18 protein-coding genes are annotated in these 22,992 nt (G+C 50.2%); 9 read left to right on the top strand and 9 right to left on the bottom strand.

All coding sequences use genetic code 11. The features are described 5' to 3' along the window. Positions 1-111: 111 nt before the first annotated feature. Positions 112-1,686: an NFACT RNA binding domain-containing protein gene (locus VGN67_RS19725; RefSeq protein WP_327488615.1), complete on the top strand. Its 1,575-nt coding sequence runs from the start codon at positions 112-114 to the stop codon at positions 1,684-1,686. Positions 1,687-1,800: 114 nt separating this feature from the next. Here VGN67_RS19725 and VGN67_RS19720 read toward each other — a convergent pair whose 3' ends face one another. From VGN67_RS19720 to VGN67_RS19705, 4 genes are all read right to left on the bottom strand, one after another. Beyond that, positions 1,801-3,771, bottom strand: coding sequence for an AAA family ATPase (locus VGN67_RS19720; protein WP_327488614.1), 1,971 nt, complete (start codon positions 3,769-3,771; stop codon positions 1,801-1,803). 119 nt (positions 3,772-3,890) lie between these two features. Continuing rightward, positions 3,891-4,349, bottom strand: coding sequence for a YciI family protein (locus tag VGN67_RS19715; protein WP_327488613.1), 459 nt, complete (start codon positions 4,347-4,349; stop codon positions 3,891-3,893). Between the two features lie 243 nt (positions 4,350-4,592). Then, positions 4,593-5,129: an NADPH-dependent FMN reductase gene (locus VGN67_RS19710; RefSeq protein WP_327488612.1), complete on the bottom strand. Its 537-nt coding sequence runs from the start codon at positions 5,127-5,129 to the stop codon at positions 4,593-4,595. A 116-nt stretch (positions 5,130-5,245) separates the two neighbouring features. Continuing rightward, on the bottom strand, positions 5,246-6,901 hold the full coding sequence (locus VGN67_RS19705; protein ID WP_327488611.1) for a M28 family metallopeptidase: 1,656 nt from the start codon (positions 6,899-6,901) through the stop codon (positions 5,246-5,248). Between the two features lie 386 nt (positions 6,902-7,287). Between VGN67_RS19705 and VGN67_RS19700 the strand changes: the two genes are divergently transcribed. Then, positions 7,288-10,809 (top strand): ExeM/NucH family extracellular endonuclease, encoded by a 3,522-nt coding sequence (locus VGN67_RS19700; RefSeq protein ID WP_327488610.1) that lies wholly within the window; start codon positions 7,288-7,290, stop codon positions 10,807-10,809. Between the two features lie 118 nt (positions 10,810-10,927). Here VGN67_RS19700 and VGN67_RS19695 read toward each other — a convergent pair whose 3' ends face one another. Further along, a complete protein-coding gene (locus tag VGN67_RS19695) occupies positions 10,928-11,602 on the bottom strand; it encodes a DUF4230 domain-containing protein (protein WP_327488609.1) in 675 nt (224 codons plus the stop codon). Between the two features lie 45 nt (positions 11,603-11,647). Between VGN67_RS19695 and miaA the strand changes: the two genes are divergently transcribed. Next, a complete protein-coding gene (miaA, locus tag VGN67_RS19690) occupies positions 11,648-12,565 on the top strand; it encodes a tRNA (adenosine(37)-N6)-dimethylallyltransferase MiaA (RefSeq protein ID WP_327488857.1) in 918 nt (305 codons plus the stop codon). Between the two features lie 88 nt (positions 12,566-12,653). Here miaA and VGN67_RS19685 read toward each other — a convergent pair whose 3' ends face one another. From VGN67_RS19685 to VGN67_RS19670, 4 genes are all read right to left on the bottom strand, one after another. Next, a complete protein-coding gene (locus VGN67_RS19685; protein WP_327488608.1) occupies positions 12,654-12,965 on the bottom strand; it encodes a rhodanese-like domain-containing protein in 312 nt (103 codons plus the stop codon). Between the two features lie 116 nt (positions 12,966-13,081). Then, positions 13,082-14,947, bottom strand: a complete 1,866-nt coding sequence (locus VGN67_RS19680) for a T9SS type A sorting domain-containing protein (RefSeq protein WP_327488607.1) — start codon at positions 14,945-14,947, stop codon at positions 13,082-13,084. Continuing rightward, positions 14,925-15,725 carry a PASTA domain-containing protein gene (locus VGN67_RS19675; RefSeq protein WP_327488606.1) on the bottom strand — a complete coding sequence of 267 codons (801 nt, stop codon included), beginning with the start codon at positions 15,723-15,725 and terminating at the stop codon, positions 14,925-14,927. Before VGN67_RS19675 ends, VGN67_RS19680 begins: the two co-directional genes overlap by 23 nt. A 75-nt stretch (positions 15,726-15,800) precedes the next feature. After that, complete coding sequence (locus VGN67_RS19670) at positions 15,801-16,391, bottom strand: riboflavin synthase (RefSeq protein WP_327488605.1); 591 nt, start codon at positions 16,389-16,391, stop codon at positions 15,801-15,803. A 124-nt stretch (positions 16,392-16,515) separates the two neighbouring features. On the opposite strand from VGN67_RS19670, the gene VGN67_RS19665 reads away from it, so the two are divergent. The 6 genes from VGN67_RS19665 (at position 16,516) to VGN67_RS19640 (ending at position 22,947) form a co-directional block, all read left to right on the top strand. Next, on the top strand, positions 16,516-17,172 hold the full coding sequence (locus VGN67_RS19665; protein ID WP_327488604.1) for a DUF1684 domain-containing protein: 657 nt from the start codon (positions 16,516-16,518) through the stop codon (positions 17,170-17,172). Positions 17,173-17,239: 67 nt separating this feature from the next. Beyond that, a complete protein-coding gene (gene pheT / locus VGN67_RS19660; protein WP_327488603.1) occupies positions 17,240-19,654 on the top strand; it encodes a phenylalanine--tRNA ligase subunit beta in 2,415 nt (804 codons plus the stop codon). A 16-nt stretch (positions 19,655-19,670) separates the two neighbouring features. Further along, on the top strand, positions 19,671-20,015 hold the full coding sequence (locus VGN67_RS19655) for a hypothetical protein (protein WP_327488602.1): 345 nt from the start codon (positions 19,671-19,673) through the stop codon (positions 20,013-20,015). Then, the gene (locus tag VGN67_RS19650) at positions 20,012-20,323 is read left to right on the top strand and encodes a cell division protein ZapA (protein WP_327488601.1); all 312 of its coding nucleotides are present in this window, start codon (positions 20,012-20,014) and stop codon (positions 20,321-20,323) included. The genes VGN67_RS19655 and VGN67_RS19650 overlap by 4 nt, the downstream gene beginning before the upstream one ends. A gap of 101 nt (positions 20,324-20,424) precedes the next feature. Then, on the top strand, positions 20,425-21,990 hold the full coding sequence (rny, locus tag VGN67_RS19645) for a ribonuclease Y (protein ID WP_327488600.1): 1,566 nt from the start codon (positions 20,425-20,427) through the stop codon (positions 21,988-21,990). Between the two features lie 150 nt (positions 21,991-22,140). Continuing rightward, a complete protein-coding gene (locus VGN67_RS19640) occupies positions 22,141-22,947 on the top strand; it encodes an SDR family oxidoreductase (protein ID WP_327488599.1) in 807 nt (268 codons plus the stop codon). The last annotated feature ends 45 nt before the right edge of the window (positions 22,948-22,992 follow it).

Here is a 22,992-nt window from a genome sequence, read left to right as displayed (position 1 = left end):
TAATTGGGAGGCGCAGCTAGCTGCGCCTCTTTTGCTTACAGCATAAAGCCTATAGCCTAAAGCACGAATCAAAAAAGCTACCTTTGTCCCGGAAACCAGGTACCTACATTTGTGCATCAGAACTTCTACTTTTTACGACAACTCGCTCCCCGGCTCCATTCCGAGATTCAGGGCAAGCGATTAATGGAGGCGTTCAGTCAGGAAAAAGACGAGATTATTCTGGTGTTTGCCGAAGCCCGCGGCAAGCTTAACTTCTACAAACCTTTCTTTATTAAGGCTAGCCTGCGTCCGGACTTTGCCTGCCTGAGTTTCCCCGACCAGTTTGACCGCGCCCGTCGCAATAGCGTGGATTTGTTTACGATGTTGTACGATCAACAGGTACTTGGCGTAAAGTCGTATTTGAACGAGCGGGCGCTGGGGATGGAACTGGAAGGAGGCGATACGTTGGTCTTTAAGCTCTTTGGCAATCGTTCCAATATTATCCACTTTGATGCCAGCGGGCAAGCCATTGACTTGTTTAATAACAAACTCGTAGCCGACCAGCAACTACAACTCAGTCAGCTCACCCGACCACTCGAACAGTCCTTTGAAGCGTACCTGATGCATGACTGCCGCCACGAGCCCCTGTACCCCACCTTTGGCAAGGAGATAAACAACTACCTGAAAGAGCAGCTGAGCGTAGTGACGGAGCCAGCTCAGCGCTGGGCTACCATTCAGACGGTAGTGAACCAGTTAGAGAACCCCGCTAACTTCTACCTGACTATACTTGACCACGCGCCCCTGCTGTCGTTGTTGCCTCTGGGAGAAATAAAGGGTACTTACGAGGACCCGCTGGAGGCGCTGAACCGCTACTACTACGCCCACGTGCGCCTGAGCAACGTAGAGCACGAGAAAGGGGAGATTGTACGCCTGCTTCGCAAACGGATTCAGCAAACGGAGCGCTACCTCGAAAACAATTTCCAGAAACTCATAGAACGGGAAGAAGGCGGCAAAAACGAAGAGATGGGGCATATTCTGATGGCGAACCTGCACCAGATACCCGAGCGCGCCGAGCGGGTGGAGCTGCACGACTTCTACCGCGACCAGCCCATTTGGATTAAACTCAAAAAAGACATTTCGCCGCAGAAAAACGCGGAGCTATACTACCGCAAAGCCCGAAACGAAAAGATTGAAATTGCCAAGCTACAGGAGAGTTCCGAAGCCCGCGAGCAGGAAATGCAGCAGCTACGGACGCACCTGGAAGCGCTGGAAGGGATTGAGCAACTGCGTGAGCTACGCTCCTACATTAAAAAACACGGACTCAAGCAAACTACCAATGCGCCCTTGCAGGGTGAGCTTTTTAAAAAAGTCGAGTACCAGGGCTATACCATACTGGTGGGGCGCAACGCCAAAAACAATGACCTGCTCACGCGGCAGTACGCCTACAAAGAGGATCTGTGGCTGCACGCGCGGGATGTTTCCGGCTCGCACGTGGTGATTAAGTACCAGGCTGGTAAGAAGTTTCCGGCGCCGGTTATCGAGCGGGCCGCTCAGCTGGCGGCCTGGTACTCGAAGCGACGCACCGACAGCCTCTGTCCGGTTATAGTGACGCCCAAAAAGTTTATCCGCAAGCCCAAAGGACTGGCCGAAGGGGCCGTTATTGTAGATAAGGAAGAGGTAGTACTGGTAGAACCCCGGGGTGAATAAATAAAGAACCGCCCCATCGGGACGGCTCTTTATTGTTTTATTGGTCAGTTGTTTTTGATGGAATCAAAGTCTTTGCTGCCAAATCTAAGGTAGCACTGTGTATACTTCCGGTAGTTATTTCTGCTCCGCCTCCCCGTAAAGCTTGTTTTTTATATCCGTAATCCAGCCCGGTTCCTGTTTGGCTGAAAAAAAGGGCCGCTCAGCTATCTCCACGTATTTCTTGGCAAAGTGTACCTTGTTGGAGCCGGCGTTGGCGTCAAAGAAGTCCTTGATAGCCTGGCGGTCGGTGCGGCGCAGGTCCAGGAAGTCAAATGAGTTCAGGGCAGTGTCCAATAGGGGGTATTCGCCTAGTATAGTGGCCAGGGTTTCGTCTTCGGTTGTGAATTCAGCCAGGGTCTGGTAAAAGATAGCCGCATCCAGACAGTCTTCAATTTCGGTGGGCGGACTGGTCTGATTACTATTGATGTCAACTAATTCAGTACCCGAACCTTCTACGTTTAGTAGCCGCTCGAAGAAAAGTTTTTTATTCTTTGCATACTCAACTTCTACCCGCTCCTGATCAGTATCAATCAGGCAGTACACTTTGCCCTTGATGGCGTAGTCCGGGTCCTGAATGGGAAATTTCAGGTAGTCATAAATCTTCTTGACTTCCCGGTACCCACCCACGGGCAGTATCCTGAGGTTTTTGGTTTTGATTTCGTCCCGGAAGTAGTATTCAAAGTAAATCTTTTCAGAGATCCCCTCGCAAACAATCCAGTGGTAGGGGTCATCCCGAAGCAAAGTGAATACAATGGACTGGACCAGATCATTGTAGCTTTTGATATTGTAGTCAACCGGAAGTGGACCCTTTACCCTGGCTCGTGCATTGGTAATCGCTTCCCGGTAGTTATACAGATCAAAGAAACTGGTAGTTAGCCTTCCATCCGGTTCTTCTTTGATTGAAGTCGCGCTGCCGTGGGTTACAATGGGTAGGTACCCGTACCAGTGCGTCGTTATAATGATCTGGTGGTTTTGCTTGCTAATCCCGATCAATTTCTCAAACTGTTCAAAGGCATTGGATATGTGCAGTGAGGCTTCGGGTTCATCAATAGCCAGGATCAGGTTGGAGTCCCGGTCCGTATTTTTTACCAGAAATGAATAGGCAATATCAATCAACGCTTTCCTCTTTTCGCCGGAACTCAACTCGTTTACGGGTATCCTTCCGCTGCCTCCATCGGTAATCTTGTTGAGTACTTTTATGGAAAAGTACGCCTCGATTATCTTCGAGACCAGGTCCGGCATGGTCAGGCTGTTCTTATAGTGTCCTTTGTACTCGTACGTTTCCAGTACACTCTCAATGTCCTGAATGAATTCATCCAGGTCGTTATTAATCTGTTTTAAAGTGCTGGGTTTAATGGCGTTTACAATAACATTCTGGATGTTCCGGTCCATCAGTTTCTGCATGTCCTGGGTTTCCAGCTTTGTATAGGTATTGACGTCCGTTTCGACCGGTATATAGATGTACGAATAGTGGCTGATTATGTAGTCGTAGAAATCATCGAAATAGTCCTGTAAGGCTTCTTCTTTGTAATCCTTATCTGCCTTACCACCTATGAAGTCCAGACTATGGTGGAGGGGACCAAAGTAAATTTCATTCTTGTTGTACTTCTTTCCAATGAGAATGAGGAAGTACTCCTCCTGATCGAATCTGTTTTTAAGTTCTTGCTTAAACTGGTTAAACGCGCCAAAAGAGCCTTCCTCTTCCTCATCCTCTGCATTCCATAAAAAGTCTGAAAGCTTTTTTGCTTTTTTATAAAGCGCTGATTCTTCTTTCGTTTCTCTTCTGAGTGAATCTTTTCGGATGGCAACGACCGGTGCTATGTAGGGGAAGTTTACGTCATCAAAGCCTTCGGCTTTTGCTTCGTTATTAATGGGCCAGTCCTGGGAGTACCTTTTATCAAAGGCAATGTCCAGCGCCTCAAGTATGGTACTTTTTCCAACCCCATTGCCGCCTATTATGCTTGAAAAGCCACTGCCGGTGGAAAGTGGAATAAAGTTATCTCCTCTGAAAATTTTGAAATGTCTGATGAACAGCGATACAATCATACAATCTGCTTAATGATACTAGGCAACTCCCGACCAGGTACTGCCTGATCAGGAGTTGCCCGCAGTTGAAACTGTATTGGCAGGTAAAGGTTTGGGAAAGGCGGGGGAGGAGACAGGTACTACATCCTCTTTTTTTCAATCTTTTCGTGACTTTCCAGGTATACCGGCAAAGCGGCTGAACCGTACCATTCGAACAGCTCCGCCTCTAAAAGTTTACTTTTTACTGCCGGGTCGGTATCCAGTAGTTGGGAGGCTTCTTCTTTGGTCTTTACGTCCAGAATAAAAATGCCCCGGTAGGCTTTCTCATTGCTGTGCAAAGGACCGGCTACAACCAGCTTTTTTTGGGCGGCCAACCTACCTATATTTTCCATGTGGCCCTGGAAGAGGCTGGTCACGCTCTCTTTGCTTTCGGAGGTATTGGGTCCGGTCTTTAGTATAACAAGTACGTACCGCTTCATTCCATAATCATCCCCACCCAACGACTCCGACAGTACCTTATCGTACTTCGGATTATCCGATTGGGCGTAGACCGGCAGCAGGCCGAGTGAAAGCAGAATGGTCAGGGCGAGGGTTTTCATCTGGCTTTTTTATTTTGATAAAATAAAAAGTAAGTACCTGTTAGTGGTGAATTTCCGTCGGGACAAATTTGGTATTATTGCTTCTGCTTATCCCGAACTGTAATTAAACCTGATTCCTTTTTCCATTGCGGCCATTTTTTTTGAACGATTTTTCATTCCAAATCGGGGCAGCACTGATGGTACTACGTGTTGCCCCGGCGGGAGGAGCGCCTCCCGCCGGGGTTAGAAAGAAACCTGCGTACACTACGAATTTTGTATCGTCCAGACAAACCTATCCAATAGCTCCTCCACGGCATGGCGGGTACTTTCATCGGTAATTCTATTCTCATTACTGATTTTTGTTTTCGCATGCTGAATGACCAGTTGCAGATTGTCAATATTCTTTGCCTCAATGGCTTTCAGCGTTTCCATTAGTGCCCGGTGTCCAAAGGTACCATCCGTAGAAGCTGTTATGAGAAGTGTAGGTTTGTGTGGGAATTCACCCGACGAGATGGTCCAGTCAATGGCGTTTTTCAACGTACCAGGTACTCCGCGGGCGTATTCGGGGGTACAGATCAGGATTCCGTCGGCCTCCCGGAGGAGTTGTCGGAAATCTGAGACGTTGGCCGCCACATTTTCTTGGTCATCATCCGGGTTAAATTGTGGCAGACGTCCAAGGCCGTCATACACCGTAATTTCCAGGCGCTGGGCCGTTAGTTCGGTGATGGCCTTGATAAGACTATGGTTTACCGATTTCTGCCGGGTACTTCCCGGAATAGCTACTACGGTAGGTCGGGTCATTTTATTCATAGAAAATAAAATACTTATGGTAAGGTGTTACGGCTTCCAGCCAGCTTTTTAATTTATTTGACCAGCCACTACTACTGCGGTTGTACGCACCTGTTCCATTCAGCTGATTACTTTTGAGCTTCCCGGATCGCTTTAAACTCCGAACTCTCTTTCCACTGCGGCCATTTTTCTTCGAAGGCCATACGCTTGCCAACCCGGAATAAGAGTTTCAGTTCGCTGATGGCGCCTTCCATGGTCCAGGTGGCGGGGTCGTATTCGTCGGAAGGCTGGTGGTAGCTTTTCTCGGTGTACTCTTCCTGTAATTTCTGTCCGTACTCCTTACCTTTCCCCACTACATCTACGCCGGACTCGAGGTACAGGGCCGGTATACCTACCTTGGCAAAATTGAAGTGATCGGAGCGGTAGTAGTAGCCGGCTTCGGGATGGGTTTCGGCCGAGATGTACCCACCGTCCTGCTCAATGATTTCTTTGGTGTACTCTTCCAGTTCTGACTGTCCTTCGCCCACCAGTACCATGTCTTGGGTTGGTTCAAAGCGGTTCAGGCCGTCCATGTTGATATTCGCCACGGTTTTATTAACCGGGTAAATCGGGTTTTGGGCGTAATAAGCCGAACCCCACAGGCCCTGCTCCTCGGCCGTTACCGCCAGGAATACTATGGTACGTTCGGGCTGGGTTTTGAGGCTTTTAAAAGCTCTGGCCAGTTCGAGGAGTCCGGCGGTACCAGTAGCGTTGTCGAGTGCGCCGTTGTAGATGGAGTCGCCGGTGGCGTCGGGGGTACCTATGCCCAGGTGGTCCCAGTGGGCGGTGTAGATAATAACTTCATCCGGGCGGGTAGTGCCGGTGATCTTGCCAATGACGTTATGGGTTTTATTGTAGGTACTCTTCACGGTCATGGAGGTACTTAGCTTCACCCCCAGTGGTACCGCCTTAAAACCCCGCTGGTCGGCTTTCGCGTACAAATCGGCCCCCTGTCCCGCCGACTCCATCAGGCCGGTAGCGATCGTCTCGGGTACCCAGCCAATGACGTCACAGTTTGGAATAGTCTTGCCCCGATTGTCCAATTGCAGCCGGGAGGTATTGAAGTTATTCTGCTGTACGGCAAAGGGATAACCCGCCGCCTCGGTGCGGTGGATGATAAGGCAACCTTTGGCACCCTGCCGGGCGGCTTCTTCAAACTTATAGGTCCAGCGGCCGTAGTAGGTCATTTCTTTCCCCTTGAACAAGCTAGTGTCACCCGACCAGAAACCGGGGTCATTGACCATGACCAGCACTACCTTTCCTTTCACGTCCAGGCCTGCGTAGTCGTTCCAGTTGTACTCGGGTGCCACTACGCCGTAGCCCGCAAATACAAGTTCGCTGTTGTCGAGGCGGATGGTGGGCTCGGTCCGGTCGGTCCAGATAACGTACTCATCGAAGGCTTTCAGCGTGGTGGTACCCCTGGGCGAAGTGACCTGCATAGTAGGCGCGGCGGTTGCCTCAATATTGACCATAGGTACTTCCTGCAGGTAACTTTCGCCGTTGCCGGGTTCCAGTCCCACGGCCCGGTACTGCGCCTGCAGGTAATTAATGGTTTTGGTCTCGCCTTCGGTAAATGGCATACGGCCCAGGAAGTCGTCGGAGGCCAGTACCGCCACGTGTTTTTTCAGGCTGTCGGCACTGAAGGTGGCGAGACCTTCTTCGTTGTCGGAAGTACTTTCACTGGTAGTGCAGGCTGCAAAAATGACCAGGAAAAACAGGGGGCACAAGCGGGCTATCTGATTCATTGGTTTTTGATGAATAGGGTAGGGTTGGTTAAAGAAATACCGGGAATTAACTTGTGAAATATACGTAATTATTGGAAATCATAGCATAAATGGTTGGCCGGGGTTGGATCAAAGAAAGTATTCCTGGTACTATTCTTCCCAGTTCGTAAACGGCAATAAATATTTAACAATACGAGCAAAATTGATACGGTGAAATAATGCCATTTGACAGCCAGATGCTTAGCTTTATTTTCCTTGAAAATATCCTATACCGCTGCCTAAATGGCTAGATAGGTACTTCCTTAGTTGGGGTAAAAAGGGCTTTTTGAGCCTACTGGTAACATTTTGTTAACTTTATGGAGCCCCCAAACCTTTCTATTTTTGAGCTTACCTTAAACTAATCCTTTATGCTCAAAAATTTACAAATCAGGTTCAAACTCCTTTTTTGCCTGCTCATGCTGGCTATGGCAGGAAGTGCGTGGGCGCAGGCTCCCACTGAGTTATTTTTCTCTGAATATATTGAGGGATCAAGCAATAACAAAGCCCTTGAAATTTACAATGGGACGGGAAATACAATTGATCTGGCAACGGAAGGGTATAATGTACAGATGTACTTTAATGGAAGCAGTTCTGTCGGCCTTACAATTAATTTAACGGGTACCATAACTAACGGCAATGTGTTTGTATTGGCGCATAGCTCTGCTAGTTTGGCAATTTTAGCAAAAGCAAATCAAACCAATGGTGCCGGATGGTATAATGGGGACGATGCGATTGTTCTCCGTAAAGGGAGCACTATCGTAGATGTAATTGGCCAGATAGGTTTTGACCCCGGAACTGAGTGGGGATCAGGTCTGGCCTCTACCGCTGATAATACCCTCCGACGTAATGCTACCACCTGTGGCGGAGATATTGATGGTTCGAACCCTTTTGATCCGTCTAATCAATGGGAAGGCTTTGCCAACGATACATTTAACGGTTTGGAAAGCCATTCGGCCACCTGCGCTACTTCTACTACCCCAGCACTTTCCATTAATGATATTTCTCTGAATGAAGGCAACAGCGGAACTGTAAATTTTAACTTTATAGTGAGTTTATCCTCTCCAGCCCCGGCTGGTGGTGTTACTTTTGATATTGCCACAACGGATGGTACAGCCACAAGCGCTAATGATTATGTGAGCCAAACACTTACTGGTCAAACGATTCCGGCAGGAAGTTCAACTTACACGTTTACGGTTCAGGTCATTGGCGATGTTACAGCAGAACCAAATGAAACCTTCCTGGTGAGTGTGATCAATGTGACTGGTGCCACGGTGAGTGACGGTCAGGGCCAGGGTACTATTGTGAATGACGATATAGCAATAGTTTATGTTCATGATATTCAGGGATCGGGTACTACAAGCCTCCTTACGGGTGCAACGGTGATTATTGAGGGTATTGTAACCCGTACTTTCCCTGGGTCATCGAAACTCAATGGCTTTTTTGTTCAGGAAGAAGACAACGATGCTGACTTGGATCCTGCTACTTCTGAAGGAATTTTTGTTTTCGATCCTACGGGGAAATTCAGTGGAAGTACTGGTGATAAAGTAAGGGTTAATGGAAAAGTAGCAGAGTTTACAAGTGGTGCAAGCAGTCTTACTCAGCTTACCAGTCTGACCAGTGTCGTAATTGTAGGCACTGATGCTCTGCCGGCTGTTGTCGAAGTGAAGTTACCGGTTGCAAATGTTAGCGACCTGGAACGCTACGAAGGTATGCTGGTGAATATGAGTGCCACCGAAGGCAACCTGGCCGTTACTGAGTATTTTCAGCTTGGCCGGTTCGGACAGGTAGTACTCTCTGCTGCTGGTGCAAGTAATATCGCCGGGACTGATGCCCGTTTGGATCAATTCACCCAATTTTATACGCCCAGTGTATCCGGCTATTCAGCTTATCGGGAAGAGGTAGCCAAACGGAAAATTATTCTGGATGACGGTAGTAGCCGGCAAAACCCAGACCCAATTATTTTTGGACGGGGTGGACAGCCACTGAGTGCAACCAATACCTTGCGGGGAGGGGACGAAGTAGCCAGCGTAACGGCTATTCTGGACCATCGGCTGGAAGGGTATCGTCTCCAGACAACCACCGGAATTGACTTTATTCCAGCCAATCCTCGTCCTGCCACTCCACCGGCGGTAGGAGGAACTCTTAGAGTAGCTGGTTTCAATTTACTGAACTACTTCAATGGTGATGGATTAGGCGGTGGCTTCCCAACGTCCAGAGGTGCTGATAACCTGGCTGAATTCAACCGGCAGCGGACTAAAACTATCAAAGCTATTGTTGAGGCCGGTGTTGATATTTTTGCTTTTAACGAAATGGAGAATGATGGTTATGAATCGACCAGTGCTATTCAGGATTTGGTAAATGGTGTGAATGACGTACTGGGGGCAGGCACATTTGCCTTTATTAATCCAGGTACCAGCACCGGGACGGACGCCATTACTGTAGCCATGATATACAAACCCGCCAGCGTAACACCGGTAGGTGCAGCCGCGGTTATTCCGTCTTCTTTTGGTACTGGTTCTTTTGATATTGTAGGCCGTAAGCCTTTAGCTCAGACCTTCAGAGAAAATGCAACGGGTGCTGAGTTTACAGTTGTTACCAATCACTGGAAATCCAAAGGCTCTAGTTCGGGCGGTGCGGGTGATGCCGACGCCGGTGACGGACAGGGAGCCTCTAACGGCACCCGTACCCGTCAGGCCCAGGATCTGGCTACCTGGTTAGCTACCCATCCGACTGGAACCACCGACGCGGATTATCTGATTTTGGGTGACCTGAATGCTTACGCCATGGAAGACCCCTTAATTACCCTGCAACAGGCCGGTTATAGCAACCTGGTACCCAATACAACCTATTCTTATGTTTTTGATGGTTTTGTGGGGGCACTTGACCATGCTTTGGGAAATAGTTCAATAACTCAGCAGGTGACTGGAGCAACCAAATGGCATATCAATGCCGACGAACCGGGTGTACTGGATTACAATGTAGAATTCAAATCAGAAGCACAGAAAGTCAGCCTGTATAACGCAGACCCTTTCCGCACCTCAGATCACGATCCGGTGATCGTCGGCCTGAAGCTGTTTTCACCACCAGTAGCCACGGCAATTGCCAACCAAACGGCTACGGCGGGTATCGCGTTTAGTTTGGATATCACTACTGGTTTCAGCGACCCGGAGAATGAAACGCTTACCTATACTGCCACTGGACTGCCAAATGGAATAACCTTAATGAACGGTGTGATTATGGGGATGCCCACTACCGTCGGTGAATCTACTGTGACAATCACGGCAACCGATCCAAGTAATTTGTCCGCAAGTACCAGTTTTACTTTTACGGTACTACAGGGACCATTTAAAATGCTGGCTCCTGACTATACTTGCGGTACCGGTCGCCTTACTATCCGGACTATTGCCGGTAACGGTAGCCCCATTGAGTACCAGGTACCTTCGGTATCAAACGGATGGCTTCCCCAGGACACGTATTCCCTGGAATCGAAGCACCTAAACCGGGCATTGAAACTTCGGGCTCGTCAGCGCAGTAGTGATGGTAAAGGGTTCGTAGAAGTTGAACTATCGTTTACACCTACGGTCTGTGCCACTGACGCAGCGGCTCGTACGGGTCTGGCTGAATCGGAAACTATCCGGGAATTGACCCTGTCTGTACTGGGGAACCCGGTTACCGAAGTAGTTACCCTTGACGTACGTGGTGCCAAAGGTCAGCCTTTGCAAGTGCAACTGATGGACCTGCAAGGCCGGATCATCCAAACGCGTCAGATAGAAAATGCGGCCGAAGTCGAGCATCATACCTTTGATGTGCGCCGGGTGGGAGTAGGGATGCTGCTCCTGCAGGTCAGTACTTCTCAGCAGCAAAAAGTAGTGAAGATTGTAAAGAACTAGGTCGCCCTACTATTCAAAACAAAGCTGCCCTCTATCGGCTGGTAATAGCCCGGAAGAGGGCAGCTTTATTATTTTTTCTGATACTTTTTTGGGTACATTAAACTGTACCGTTACTTTGCTACTTCTTTTCTTCGGGGGGCAGTAGCGGGTCAATATTAGCTTCCACGTCACGGTAGTTGCTGAAAGCATCCAGCATTTTTTTATTGGCTTCCGGTAGCTGCATATCAATCTTCCAGTTCATAGAGGCCGCCAGTTGGTACATCATAAACTGCACCTGGTTGTTGGCGATGCGGGGCAGGTCGCTTTGCATGGCTTTTTCGTTCATGGTCTGTTTGGCTTCGGTCAGGATATTGGTGTAGTCGTCACTTTGGAAGCGGTTGATCCAGCCTTGTTCTATATCGTAAAATTTGTAGTCGGTGTCCATGGAAAGTACTTCCGGTTCCGGAAAAAACTCAATGACCATTTTACGGTCTTCGCCTTCAAACCGGAATCGCATTTTTGCAAAATTATACCCCACCAGTACCTTGGCCTTGGCAATGACCAGGGCTTTTTTCTTGTCGTTGAACAGGTGCCAGTAGTCTTTATTCTGCTCGTAGTTATAAATTTCGGTAAAGTACCCTTCCGCCATCACCACCTTAAATACCTTCTCAATCCGTTCCAGCAGCACGGTTGCCTCCCGGGTCGGTTCGGACGATTTGCGTTGCCGGCCCGTCCAGAAGTAGTAGACCCCGGCGCCCAGGAAGCCACCCAGGAAAAGGGATATAAGAAAAAAAACTAAGCTATTGCTATCCATGCTGTGTATTTTTGTGCCAACTAAAATTGAATTAAAAACCGCATAATCCCAAACGTGTCTTCCAAATACCTCATCGTAATAGCCGGACCAACGGCGGTTGGAAAGACCGATCTATGCCTTCGGCTGGCCGAAGCGTTGCAAACGGTCATTGTTTCGGCCGATTCGCGGCAGCTGTTTCGGGAGCTGACTATCGGTACGGCCAAACCTGCTCCGGCTGAGCTGGCCCGGATACCACATTACTTTATCAATTCTCATTCCATCGCTGAGCCTTACAGTGCGGGTGACTTCGAGCGCGACGCCCTTACCCTGCTTCAGCAGCTTTTTCAGGAAAGAGATGTGGTACTAATGACGGGTGGGTCGGGGCTGTATATCAAAGCGGTATGCGAGGGACTCGACGACCTGCCCCAGCCTCTGCCGGGCCTGCGCGAAGAACTAACCCTGCGGCTCCGGGAAGAGGGGCTGGAAGTACTTCAGGTTGATGCTCTGCACGTTGATCCGGATTTTGCCGCTACCCCCGAAATCCAAAATCCGCAGCGGGTGATAAGGGCGCTGGAAGTATTTTATACTACCGGTCAGCCTATTTCCTCCTTTCAGAACCGTCAGGTGGCCCGGCGACCTTTCCGGCAGGTACTTATCGGGCTGGATCGGGACCGGGAGGAACTGTACCAGCGAATCAATGAGCGGATGGAGGCCATGCTGGCATCCGGACTGGTGGAGGAAGCCCGGTCAGTAGCGGAGTACCGCCATCACCACGCCCTGCAGACGGTAGGGTACAAGGAAGTATACGGGTACCTGGATGGGGAGTACGGGGAGGAAGAAATGGTAAGGCTACTCAAGCAGAACTCCCGTCGTTACGCCAAACGCCAGCTGACCTGGTTCCGGCACCAGGGCGACTTTGCCTGGTTTCGGGCGGAGGATTTCGAGGGGGTGGTGAATTATATTCGGGAAGCTCTGGAAAAATAGTACCAGCTACTTTCGGTAATATTAAAACAAAAGAGGCCCAAGCTACCAACGGTAGTTGAGCCTCCTTTTAAACCAGGTACCTTAAGGATTACCCTTCCCGCTCTTCCAGTTCGCGGTAGGCCAGAATGCCCCCGGTAACGTTACGGACGTTGGAGAAGCCGTTAGCTTCCAGAAATTGCTGGGCCCGGCCCGAGCGGGCACCCGAGCGGCAGTGAATAATAATTTCTTCGTCTTTCAGATGTTCCAGATCGTCGAGATGGTCGGGTAGTTCGCCCAGCGGAATCAACTGCGCGCCCAGGTTATCTTCTTCGTATTCGTTTACTTCCCGAACGTCAATAAAGTGGAAGTCTTCTCCGCTATCCAAACGCTCTTTTAGTTCCTGTACGGTAATATCTGCCATGTTTTCTCTATGGTTTTTTGGAGTAAGTAGTACCAATAGGCAGGAAAGGTAAAAAATAGGGTGCGGAGTTCAAAAAAATATTCAATAACCAGCTGGGCTACCCTAAATCTGCCTTTCTATTTTCTGAGTACTATCTTCTGTACGGCAGTTCGTTGGCCGTCGGTAATTCGCAGAATATACAGGCCTTCGGGCAGGTTGTGAAGGGTAGCTTCCCGAACTCCATCGCCGGGTACGATAACCTTCAACCGGTTTCCCTGTACTGAATATACCTCAATCTGTCGGATCAGGTCACTATCCCAGCGTATCGTTCCGTCAGTCGGGTTAGGGTATACCCTAACCTCCAGGGCGGGTAGCGGCTCGCTACCGGTAACGATGCCGTTGTCCTTGCCTCCCATGTATGGCCTGATCATGACGCTGCCCTTCAGGTCGAGGTTCTGATTCCATTCCTGGGAAAGATTGGTGAATAACTGCGAACTACCCAACTGCGAATTCCGGTCAAAACCCACCGAAAGGGCATCTTCACTGATTTGGAGCCACCCTACGTAAAAAGTGTCGGTTACGGCTACCCCGTTGCTGAAGGGGTAGTCTACGAAACCATTGCGGGTGGTTGGGTAGCTCAGCCGTACCGACTGCTGATGGATGACCTGATTAGGTTTGCCGTTGGCACTGCTCCAAACCTGGATGGTAAAGTTTTGTCCGCTGATATTTTTCCGGAAAGGTATCAGGGCCATTCGCACGCCTCCCAGCGTATCGGGGCGGTTTAGCACAAATCGTACCACCGTCCGGCCCAGGCGCTGATTCATCCGGACCCCAAATTCCGCGCTACCGTCGTCGTAGGCGTAGTAGTCGGCCAGTTCGGTAAAGGTACTGATGGTATCATTTCGCCGCAGGTTTACCGATGGGATAGTGGGGTTCTGGTCGTCGGTGGTAAGCAGGTCAAATTTTAACTTTAGCCGCAGCTGCTTTACGCCGGCCTGTCGGGCAATGGGTCTAAGGGCTACCGCCTTGCGCTGGGTCTGTCCAGCTCCGATAAACACCGAAAGGGGCTCCTGGTACCGTTGTATCTGCTGCCCCGTCAACTCGTCCCGGATGGTAAAGGTGTAGGAGGTAAAGTTAAAATTATTGAACAGGTTCACGACGTCCGTCCGGATTGAATCTGCCGTTTCGGCCTCGGGGGCCTGCCAGTACTGGTCGAGCGGCATGGCCGAATAGCGTTTCAGGAAGGGCGTAAGCGGCTGCCTCACCGCCACATCCTTGATAAAACGATCCCGGATTGACCGGTTTTTATTGAGGTAAATATAGTCAAGGTGCCAGGTATCATAGGCTCCCGACGAACGTCCGTAGGCCCGAAAACGAAACTGAAAGCCCGCGTGCATAAAAGCCGCATCGCGGATGGGAATAAAAGTTTGCTGATAAAGGGTATCAAACTGGCCCCCGGACTTTTTCCAGACCGCAATCCAGTCGCCTTTCTGGTTCAGGAATTCCAGCCGGAAGGTATCCACCGCGTCCGGCAGTTCGCCCAGGCCGCGGGCCTGCCAGTAGAAGCTCAGGTACACCGAGTCGGCAGCACTGAGGCCGCTGAGGTCAATGGGTTGGGAGGTGAGGGTATCGGAGTCGCCCTGCGCCTGTTCATTCAGGATATTGTAGGGTACGCCGGAGGCGTTGAGTCCATCAAAGGTGGCAATATTGATGGAAGGGTGCGTGGTCGTAAGCGTATTATTGATATACACCCCGCTGCCGGGCATCCATACCGCCGGGTCGGGCGTAGTGCGGGAGGTGGAGAAATCGTCAAAAAATGGGAGTTTCAGTACCTGCGTCCGCCCGGCCTTTTGGAGGGCGGCGGTTCCGGCCTGCGGATAAATGGGTACCAGCTCGAGCTGGGCCGCCGCTGGTACGGCAAAGTACAGCCACACCAGCAGCGTTAGGGAGGCCCCTTTTTTGGGGGAGAAGCCCAAGAATTTATTCCAGTTGAGGTTCTTCATTCGGATCGGACGGGGCGGCAGTGAGTGGGCCCACTACCCATAGGTCAATTACGTCGCCAATGCGTGTTTTATTGCCCGATTCAGGATTCTGGCGTACCACAGTCCCCGGCTCTTTGGTATCATCAGTTACTTCAATCAATTGTCCCACCTTCAGGCCCGACCCCACAATCTGAAATTTGGCTTCGTCGAGTGGCATCTCTACCACCGATGGCACCGGGAACGAAGTACTTCCCAAACCGTCACCCACTTCCAGGTCTACTTTGGAGCCTTTGGCAACGGGTTGGCCGGGCAGGATTTCCTGGCCGTTGTAGTACTGTTTCAGAACGGCCCCGTGGGCCAGATCGGGTACGTACCGCAGGGTACCCAGGTTGAGTCCCACACTTTTTATGAGCATCTGCGCGCTGCGGAGCGTCATGTCGGTCAGCTTGGGCATTTTGATCAGGGGCGCCGTCCGGGAAATTACGGTTATGTATATTTTGCGCCCTTCCTTGACCTTGGAGTTGGGCTGGGGGTACTGCGAAATAATCGTTAAAGGAGCAATATTAACCACAAAAGTACAGTCACTCACCTCGTAGCGCAGGTCGCGCTCGTCAAGGTAGGCTTCGAGTTCTTCCACATTCATCTTACGCAGGTCGGGTACCGTAATGGATTCGCCGTGGTTGGTAGTAAAGGGAAGGTAAACAAAGAAAAAACCAAGGAATAGGGCTGCTATCAGCGCAAGTATAATTCCAATATGAATAAAGAGGTCTTTACGGGAATGGGTGCTTATCTTAGCCATGAACTTCGTTTCTTCGGAGCATTACGTTTCTAAACGGTAAAAATAGAAGGAATATTTCAGGCCGCCAACTCCATATTAGCGCTGCATTCCCATAATCCGCTGAATATATTTTCCCAGGATGTCAAATTCCAGATTTACAACATCACCTTCCCCTAATTGGTGGAAGTTGGTATGCTCGTACGTATAGGGAATAATCGTAACCCGGAAGCTACCAGGTTGCGAGTTAAATACCGTCAGACTAACCCCGTTGATGCAGATGGAGCCCTTCTCTACCGTAATATTTCCCGGGGCCGGGTCGTAGCTGAAGTCAAAGAGCCAGCTGCCGTCAAGTTCGTGCACACGGGTACACAGGCCCGTCTGATCCACGTGCCCCTGCACGATATGCCCGTCGAACCGGCCGTTGGCGGCCATGCAGCGTTCCAGATTAACCTTGCTCCCGGAGCGGAGCTGGCCGAGGTTGGTTTTTTGAAGCGTTTCATCCACCGCCGTAACCAGGTAGGTGTCATCCTGAATAGAGGTTACAGTCAGGCAGACACCGTTGTGGCTAAGGCTCTGGTCCACTTTCAGCTCGGGCGCCAGCCCGGACCGCAGCCGGAAAGTAAGGTTGGTGCCTTCGGCCTGGGTGTCAAGAACTTCCCCCGTGGTTTCTATAATGCCGGTGAACATGAGTTTTTTGAGGTAGATTAAGTAAAATGTGGACTGGTTTTGCACAGGTGGTACGCATTTCTGCTTTTTTCCTTGCTACTGAAACCTGAACATCGGATTTTTGCCAAAATAAACGCAAATTATCATGTTCAAAAATAAAATTATTCGGTGGAGTACCCTGGCCATGGTAATGGCAATTTTAGCGTATTTCTTTATTGAGACCTTTATTTCAAGTCCTGAGAGAAAAACTTTTGCTGCTATTGAGGCCGTTACCCCCGAAGACTACATCGCTCAGATTAATCAACAACGTGCCGAAAAAGACGAAACGTTCCGTACCTCGGCCGATTCGCCAATAGAGCATAAGAATCATTTTAAAGGCTTGAGCTACTTTGCTCCCGATATGTCGTATCGTGTAGAAGCATCCCTGACTCCCTACGAAGGTGATGATAAGGAACTGAAAATAACCTTTACCGACGGTACCACCGACACCTATGAGCGTTACGCCTGGGCCAACTTTTCTCTGGATGGTCTGCAGCAGCGCCTTTTACTACTCAAGCACGAAGGTACTTATTCACTACTGTTCAGGGATGCTACCACGGGCGACGAAACCTACGGGGGGGGGCGTTACCTGGACTTTACGGCGGCGGATATAAAGGGTAATTCGCTGCTGATTGACTTTAATTTAGCCTACAATCCCTATTGCGCTTATGCCCCCACCTACGCCTGCCCGTTGCCTCCGGCCGAAAATACCCTGAAGGTACCAATGAGGGCAGGTGAAAAATATCAATCAGAAATACATTAAATTTGCGGATTGAAATAAAAGTAAAAAAGGCTGTTTTTGCCGCATTGACTAACTCGTAAGAACCTCCATGAAGATTTCGTATAAATGGCTTAAGGAATTGATTGATATCACCGAAAGCCCGGAAGAAATTGGTAAGCTGCTGACCGCCACGGGTCTGGAAGTAGAAGGTATTGAAGAAGTAGAAACCATAAAAGGAGGACTGCGGGGCGTGGTGATAGGAGAGGTACTTACCTGCGAGAAACACCCCGACGCCGACCGGCTGAGTGTAACGACCGTAGAGGTAGGGCAACCGGATCCGCTTGCCATTGTGTGTGGAGCGCCCAATGTAGCGGCCGGACAAAAAGTACTGGTTGCTACGGTAGGTACCACCCTATACCCCACCGGCAGTGAGCAGCCGCTGGTGATGAAAAAATCCAAAATCCGGGGATCCGTTTCGGAAGGGATGATTTGTGCCGAGGATGAACTGGGGCTGGGTACTTCCCACGCCGGTATTCTGGTGCTGGACACCGACCTGCCCAATGGTACCCCGGCCGCGGACTACTTCAGGATGGAGTCCGAGTACGTGATTGAGATTGGACTTACCCCCAACCGGGCCGACGCCGCCTCCCACTTCGGAGTGGCCCGCGACCTCAAAGCGGTTTTGGGTCGTGACATAAAACTTCCCGGCGTTGAGAGATTCAAAGTCGATAACCAGGACCTACCCGTTGAAATAATCGTGGAGAATACCGAGGCCTGTCCCCGGTACTGCGGTGTTACGCTCAGCGGACTTACCGTTAAGGATTCTCCGGATTGGCTGAAAGCGCGGCTGGAGGCAATTGGGGTACGGCCTATTAATAACGTCGTCGACGTGACCAACTACGTGCTGCACGAACTGGGGCAGCCCCTGCACGCCTTCGATCACGCGCAGATCAGCGGTAGCCGGGTAGTTGTGAAAACCATGCCGACGGGTACTACCTTCGTTACGCTGGATGAGCAGGAGCGCAAACTGGCCGACTATGACCTGATGATCTGTAATGCCAGCGACCCCATGTGTATTGCCGGGGTATTTGGCGGTATCAGGTCAGGTGTGACCGGGGGCACTACGTCTATTTTCCTGGAATCGGCGTATTTTTCACCGGCCTGGGTACGCCGTACCGCCCAGAATCACGGCCTGAAGACCGACGCTTCGTTCCGATTTGAGCGCGGTACCGACCCTAATATGCCCATGTATGCGCTGAAGAGGGCCATACTGCTCATTCAGGAGGTAGCGGGTGGGCAGGTTTCTTCGGAGGTGATGGATGTGTACCCGCAGCCCGTTTCCAGTTTTCAGGTACCTGTCAGGTACCGCAACGTCGACCGCCTGATTGGGAAAGTACTGGACCGCGACCTGATCAAAAACATCCTGCAAAGCCTGGATATTCGTCTGGAGGAAGTACACGAAGGAGGTTTTACGGCCATAGTACCTCCTTACCGCGTCGATGTACAGCGCGAAGCAGATGTGATTGAAGAAATCCTGCGTATCTACGGATTTGATAACGTGGAGCTATCCGAATCGTTGCGTTCCGACTACCTGTCCGACTTCCCGGTCAATGATCCGGACAAGCTTCGCCTGCGGATTACGGAGCTGCTGGCCGCGAGTGGTTTTAACGAGATTATCAATAATTCGCTGACCAAACCCGGTCCGCAGCAGTCAATCGGGGAAAGCCTGCTGGGCGAAAGCGTACCCATACTCAATTACCTGAGTGAGGATCTTTCGGCCATGCGCCAGACCATGCTTTTTACGGGCCTGGAAGCGGTAGCCTACAACCTCAACCGCCGTCAGCGTGACCTCAGGTTGTTTGAGTTTGGCAAAACCTACCATAAAGTCAATGCGAAGTACGTCGAAAAAGGCCACCTGGTCCTATTCGTGACCGGCGATGTGCAGGTAGAGACCTGGTTTGAAAAAGCCCGCGAAGTACAATTTCATGACCTGGCCGGCGCAGTTGGAAAGGTACTTGCGGCCCTGCGGGTAAAAAATATTGAAACTGCTGAGGCCGATGGAGCCATTTTTCAGCAGGGGATTACCTATACACTCAACCGCAAGCCCCTGGCTACCCTGGGGCTTATACGGCCACAACTCGCCAAAAAAGCGGATGTCAAGGTGCCGGTACTTTACGCTGATTTTGACTGGGACTACCTGCTACGCCAGTACAGTCCGGTGGTGGGCTACCAGGAAGTAGCCCGCTTCCCCGAAGTACGCCGTGATCTGTCGCTGGTGCTGGACCGTTCAGTAAGTTTTGATCAGCTGAAACAACTGGCTTATAAGACTGAGCGTCAGTTACTTCGTGACGTAAATGTTTTTGATGTATACGAGGGCGAGAATTTGGGCGGTAAGAAAGCCTATGCACTTAGCTTTATACTACAGGATTACCAGCAGACACTGACTGATAAGGTGATTGATAAGACAATGCAGAGGCTGATGTTGTCATTTGAGAAAGAGTTCGGGGCAGTTATCAGAAAGTAGAACCTAAGATCGTAGCATGGCCACACAACCAACCCGTAGTATAAACAGAAAGCTGAATGACGTTGAGGAGAAACTAAAGGTACTTATCTCAACCAAGCAGCAGCTGATGTGGAAGGTAAATGAACTGCAGCGGGAAAATAATGAGCTGCGGACAGCCAACGCCGCTTTAACCGAAGAAGTAAGAGAATTAAGAAAAAAGCACATTTCTTTACAGAAAGACTTTAATAAATCCAAAAATTTTGCTAAGATTGTCACTAATAAGCTGACACCAACAGGCGGTTTGTCCGAACTGAAAGAATCGGTAGAGCGATATATAGAAGAGATAGATAAGTGTATTGAAATGCTTGAAGAAACCCTATGAAAGGTAGTATAAAGCCAAATCTTGATACGGCGGTTTTTATCAGACTGCTTGACAGAGGGTTTAATCTGAGTGTACCCGCTGACCAGGAAAAATATTACCGGGATGGCTACGAGGTATTCATGCATAGAGTAGAGGAACACAAAACAAAAGGAAAAGGATACGACGATATTGAGGCAATAGCACTAACTTCAATAGAATGTATGGTGGCCTTGCAGCGCAGCCAGGATCGGCTCGAGAGCCTGATTGCCGCTCTGGAAGACAAAGTTGACGACCTGGATTCCGCCCTTTCCAAAGCCCTCGAAAAATAATCTATTTTGACATTGCTACCGACATAAGTACCAGTTCGGCATAGAATTCGCCTGTATTAGGAGCAGCGGTACCTACCACTTTTCGTAAACAGAGATATACTATGTCAGAGTTTTTAATTATGTTCTTATCCGATGTGATTGCCCTCATCGTCGGTATTTTCGTAGGGAAGTTCATTTTCCAGCGATCCTCAGAGAAAAAAGAGCAGGAAGCCCAGCAACGGGCCAATGAAATCATCAAGAATGCTGAAATTACAGCCGAGAATATTAAAAAAGACCGAATACTTGAAGCCAAGGAAAAGTACCTGAAACTCAAATCAGAGTTTGAGGAAGAATCCAACCGCAAAAGAAATATTCTTCAGACCAACGAGCAGAAGCTCAAACAGCGTGAACAGCAGATTGCGCAGTCGCTTGAACAGAACAAACGTAAGGAAACTGAGCTTGATTCCCTGAAGACCAATCTTAGTCAGCAGCTGGAGCAAGCTACTAAGCGCCGCGAGGAGGCCGACAAAATGCTGCAGCAGCAGGTAGCCCAGCTCGAAAAAATCGCCAACCTTACCGCCGAGCAGGCCCGCGAACAACTCATAGACGCGCTTAAAGCCGAAGCCGATTCCAAAGCCGGGTCCTACGTGAAGAGCGTGATGGAAGAAGCGCGGCTGACAGCTACCAAGGAAGCCAAGAAAATCGTTATTGAAACCATTCAGCGGACGGCGGCCGAACACGCCATCGAAAACTGCGTGTCGGTATTCAACATCGAAAATGACGACATCAAGGGAAAAATTATCGGTCGGGAAGGACGTAACATTCGTGCCCTGGAAGCCGCTACCGGCGTTGAGATTATCGTAGATGACACGCCCGAAGCCATCGTTATCTCCGGATTTGACCCGGTACGCCGGGAAATCGCCCGCCTTTCGCTGCACCGCCTGGTACAGGACGGCCGTATTCACCCGGCCCGGATTGAGGAGGTAGTAGGCAAAACCCGTAAAAACATCGAAGACGAAATTGTTGAAATTGGCGAGCGGACGGTCATAGACATGGGCATACACGGGTTGCACCCCGAGCTGGTCAAGATGATTGGTAGAATGCGCTTCCGCTCTTCGTACGGACAAAATCTGTTGCAGCACTCCCGCGAGGTAGCCAAATTGTGTGCAACCATGGCCTCGGAACTGGGACTAAATGCCAAGCTGGCCAAGCGGGCTGGTTTGCTCCACGATATCGGGAAGGTGTGGCCGGAAGAATCAGATATGCCGCACGCGGTGCTGGGTATGGAGCTGGCGAAAAAATACAAGGAGCATCCGGAAGTATGCAACGCCATTGGGGCCCACCACGACGAGATCGAAATGACCAGCATTATTTCTCCCATTATTCAGGTTTGCGATGCCATTTCCGGCTCACGTCCGGGTGCCCGTCGCGAAATGATGGAATCATACATTCAGCGTCTGCGTGATTTAGAAAATATGGCCATGTCCTTTGACGGCGTAGAAAAGTGCTACGCCATCCAGGCGGGCCGGGAACTACGGGTTATTATCGATGCGGACAATGTCAATGACGAAAAAGCAAGCATGTTGTCTTTTGATATTTCGCAGAAAATCGAAAAGGAAATGCAGTACCCCGGCCAAATCAAGATTACTGTAATCCGCGAAATGCGCTCGGTAGCCTACGCCCGGTAAACAAATTTTTAAATTGCTGATAGCTCTATGGCCCGTGCTAGCACGGGCCATTTTGTTAAAATATGATTATCCGGGTAGCTCCGGACCCTAATCAGTTTTGACCGTTTACTTCTGCCTGCTTAACTTAGCGGCCTGATCGACCCATTGTCCATGTCTCTCGTTTCAAAAGTAGTTCTAATTACCGGAGCCTCTTCAGGTATCGGCCGCAGTACGGCCGAGTATCTGGTGGGTAAAGGATACCGGGTTTTTGGAGCGAGCCGCAGCCAGCCCCAGGGGGCCTTGTTTGACTGGGTACCCATGGACGTTACCGACCCGACTTCGGTCCAGGAAGCCCTGGCCGAGGTATGGAACCGGGCCGGCCGACTGGACGTGGTAATCAACAATGCCGGGCTGGGTATAGTGGGTCCGCTGGAAGAAACCCCGGATGACCTGCTGGAAAAAGTATTTCAGACCAATGTTTTCGGCTTGCTGAGGGTGTGCCGGGTCAGCCTGCCCTACCTGCGCCGTCAGGGTGGGGGGCTTATCATCAATGTCAGCTCCATAGCCGGAGCCATGGGGCTGCCTTACCGTGGCGTGTACAGCGCCAGCAAGTCGGCGGTAGAGGTGCTAACCGAGTCGCTGAGTATGGAAGTAAAAGAGCAGCGGGTCAGGGTATGTAGCGTGCTGCCCGGCGACATTGCTACCAGTATTAACCAAAACCGGCTGGTGGCTAACCTGCCGCCCGATTCCGTTTATAAAGCCTCGTTTGATAAGGTACATCAGCAGATTAATCAGGAAGTAAGCCACGCTGCCGATCCGGTTATTATTGCCAGGGCCATCGCCGAAATAATCGAAGACGAACAACCCCGCCTGCATTACATGGTAGGTCCGTTTTTACAGAAAGTGTCGACGGGCTTGAAGGTGGTTTTACCGCAGCGGATTTTTGAGCGAATTCTGCTCCGTTTTTATGGAATGTAGTTCAAAACCATTTGAGAGGGTTGCTTGTTAGAGAGGGGAACACTA

Origin of the sequence: Telluribacter sp., from assembly GCF_035998675.1 — a bacterium.
GTDB lineage: Bacteria > Bacteroidota > Bacteroidia > Cytophagales > Spirosomataceae > Telluribacter.
Note: the sequence above shows the minus strand (reverse complement) of the source record. Positions and strands in the feature narration are given on the sequence as shown.

Excerpts from the sequence above, each read along its gene's own strand:
- VGN67_RS19720 (WP_327488614.1), bottom strand. The coding sequence starts at position 3,771 with ATGATTGTATCGCTGTTCATCAGACATTTCAAAATTTTCAGAGGAGAT.
- VGN67_RS19640 (WP_327488599.1), top strand. The coding sequence starts at position 22,141 with ATGTCTCTCGTTTCAAAAGTAGTTCTAATTACCGGAGCCTCTTCAGGT.
- VGN67_RS19650 (WP_327488601.1), top strand. The coding sequence starts at position 20,012 with ATGAAAGGTAGTATAAAGCCAAATCTTGATACGGCGGTTTTTATCAGA.
- VGN67_RS19715 (WP_327488613.1), bottom strand. The coding sequence starts at position 4,349 with ATGAAAACCCTCGCCCTGACCATTCTGCTTTCACTCGGCCTGCTGCCG.
- VGN67_RS19665 (WP_327488604.1), top strand. The coding sequence starts at position 16,516 with ATGTTCAAAAATAAAATTATTCGGTGGAGTACCCTGGCCATGGTAATG.
- VGN67_RS19685 (WP_327488608.1), bottom strand. The coding sequence starts at position 12,965 with ATGGCAGATATTACCGTACAGGAACTAAAAGAGCGTTTGGATAGCGGA.
- VGN67_RS19695 (WP_327488609.1), bottom strand. The coding sequence starts at position 11,602 with ATGGATAGCAATAGCTTAGTTTTTTTTCTTATATCCCTTTTCCTGGGT.
- VGN67_RS19655 (WP_327488602.1), top strand. The coding sequence starts at position 19,671 with ATGGCCACACAACCAACCCGTAGTATAAACAGAAAGCTGAATGACGTT.
- VGN67_RS19680 (WP_327488607.1), bottom strand. The coding sequence starts at position 14,947 with ATGAAGAACCTCAACTGGAATAAATTCTTGGGCTTCTCCCCCAAAAAA.
- VGN67_RS19705 (WP_327488611.1), bottom strand. The coding sequence starts at position 6,901 with ATGAATCAGATAGCCCGCTTGTGCCCCCTGTTTTTCCTGGTCATTTTT.
- VGN67_RS19670 (WP_327488605.1), bottom strand. The coding sequence starts at position 16,391 with ATGTTCACCGGCATTATAGAAACCACGGGGGAAGTTCTTGACACCCAG.
- rny (WP_327488600.1), top strand. The coding sequence starts at position 20,425 with ATGTCAGAGTTTTTAATTATGTTCTTATCCGATGTGATTGCCCTCATC.
- VGN67_RS19675 (WP_327488606.1), bottom strand. The coding sequence starts at position 15,725 with ATGGCTAAGATAAGCACCCATTCCCGTAAAGACCTCTTTATTCATATT.
- VGN67_RS19700 (WP_327488610.1), top strand. The coding sequence starts at position 7,288 with ATGCTCAAAAATTTACAAATCAGGTTCAAACTCCTTTTTTGCCTGCTC.
- pheT (WP_327488603.1), top strand. The coding sequence starts at position 17,240 with ATGAAGATTTCGTATAAATGGCTTAAGGAATTGATTGATATCACCGAA.
- VGN67_RS19710 (WP_327488612.1), bottom strand. The coding sequence starts at position 5,129 with ATGACCCGACCTACCGTAGTAGCTATTCCGGGAAGTACCCGGCAGAAA.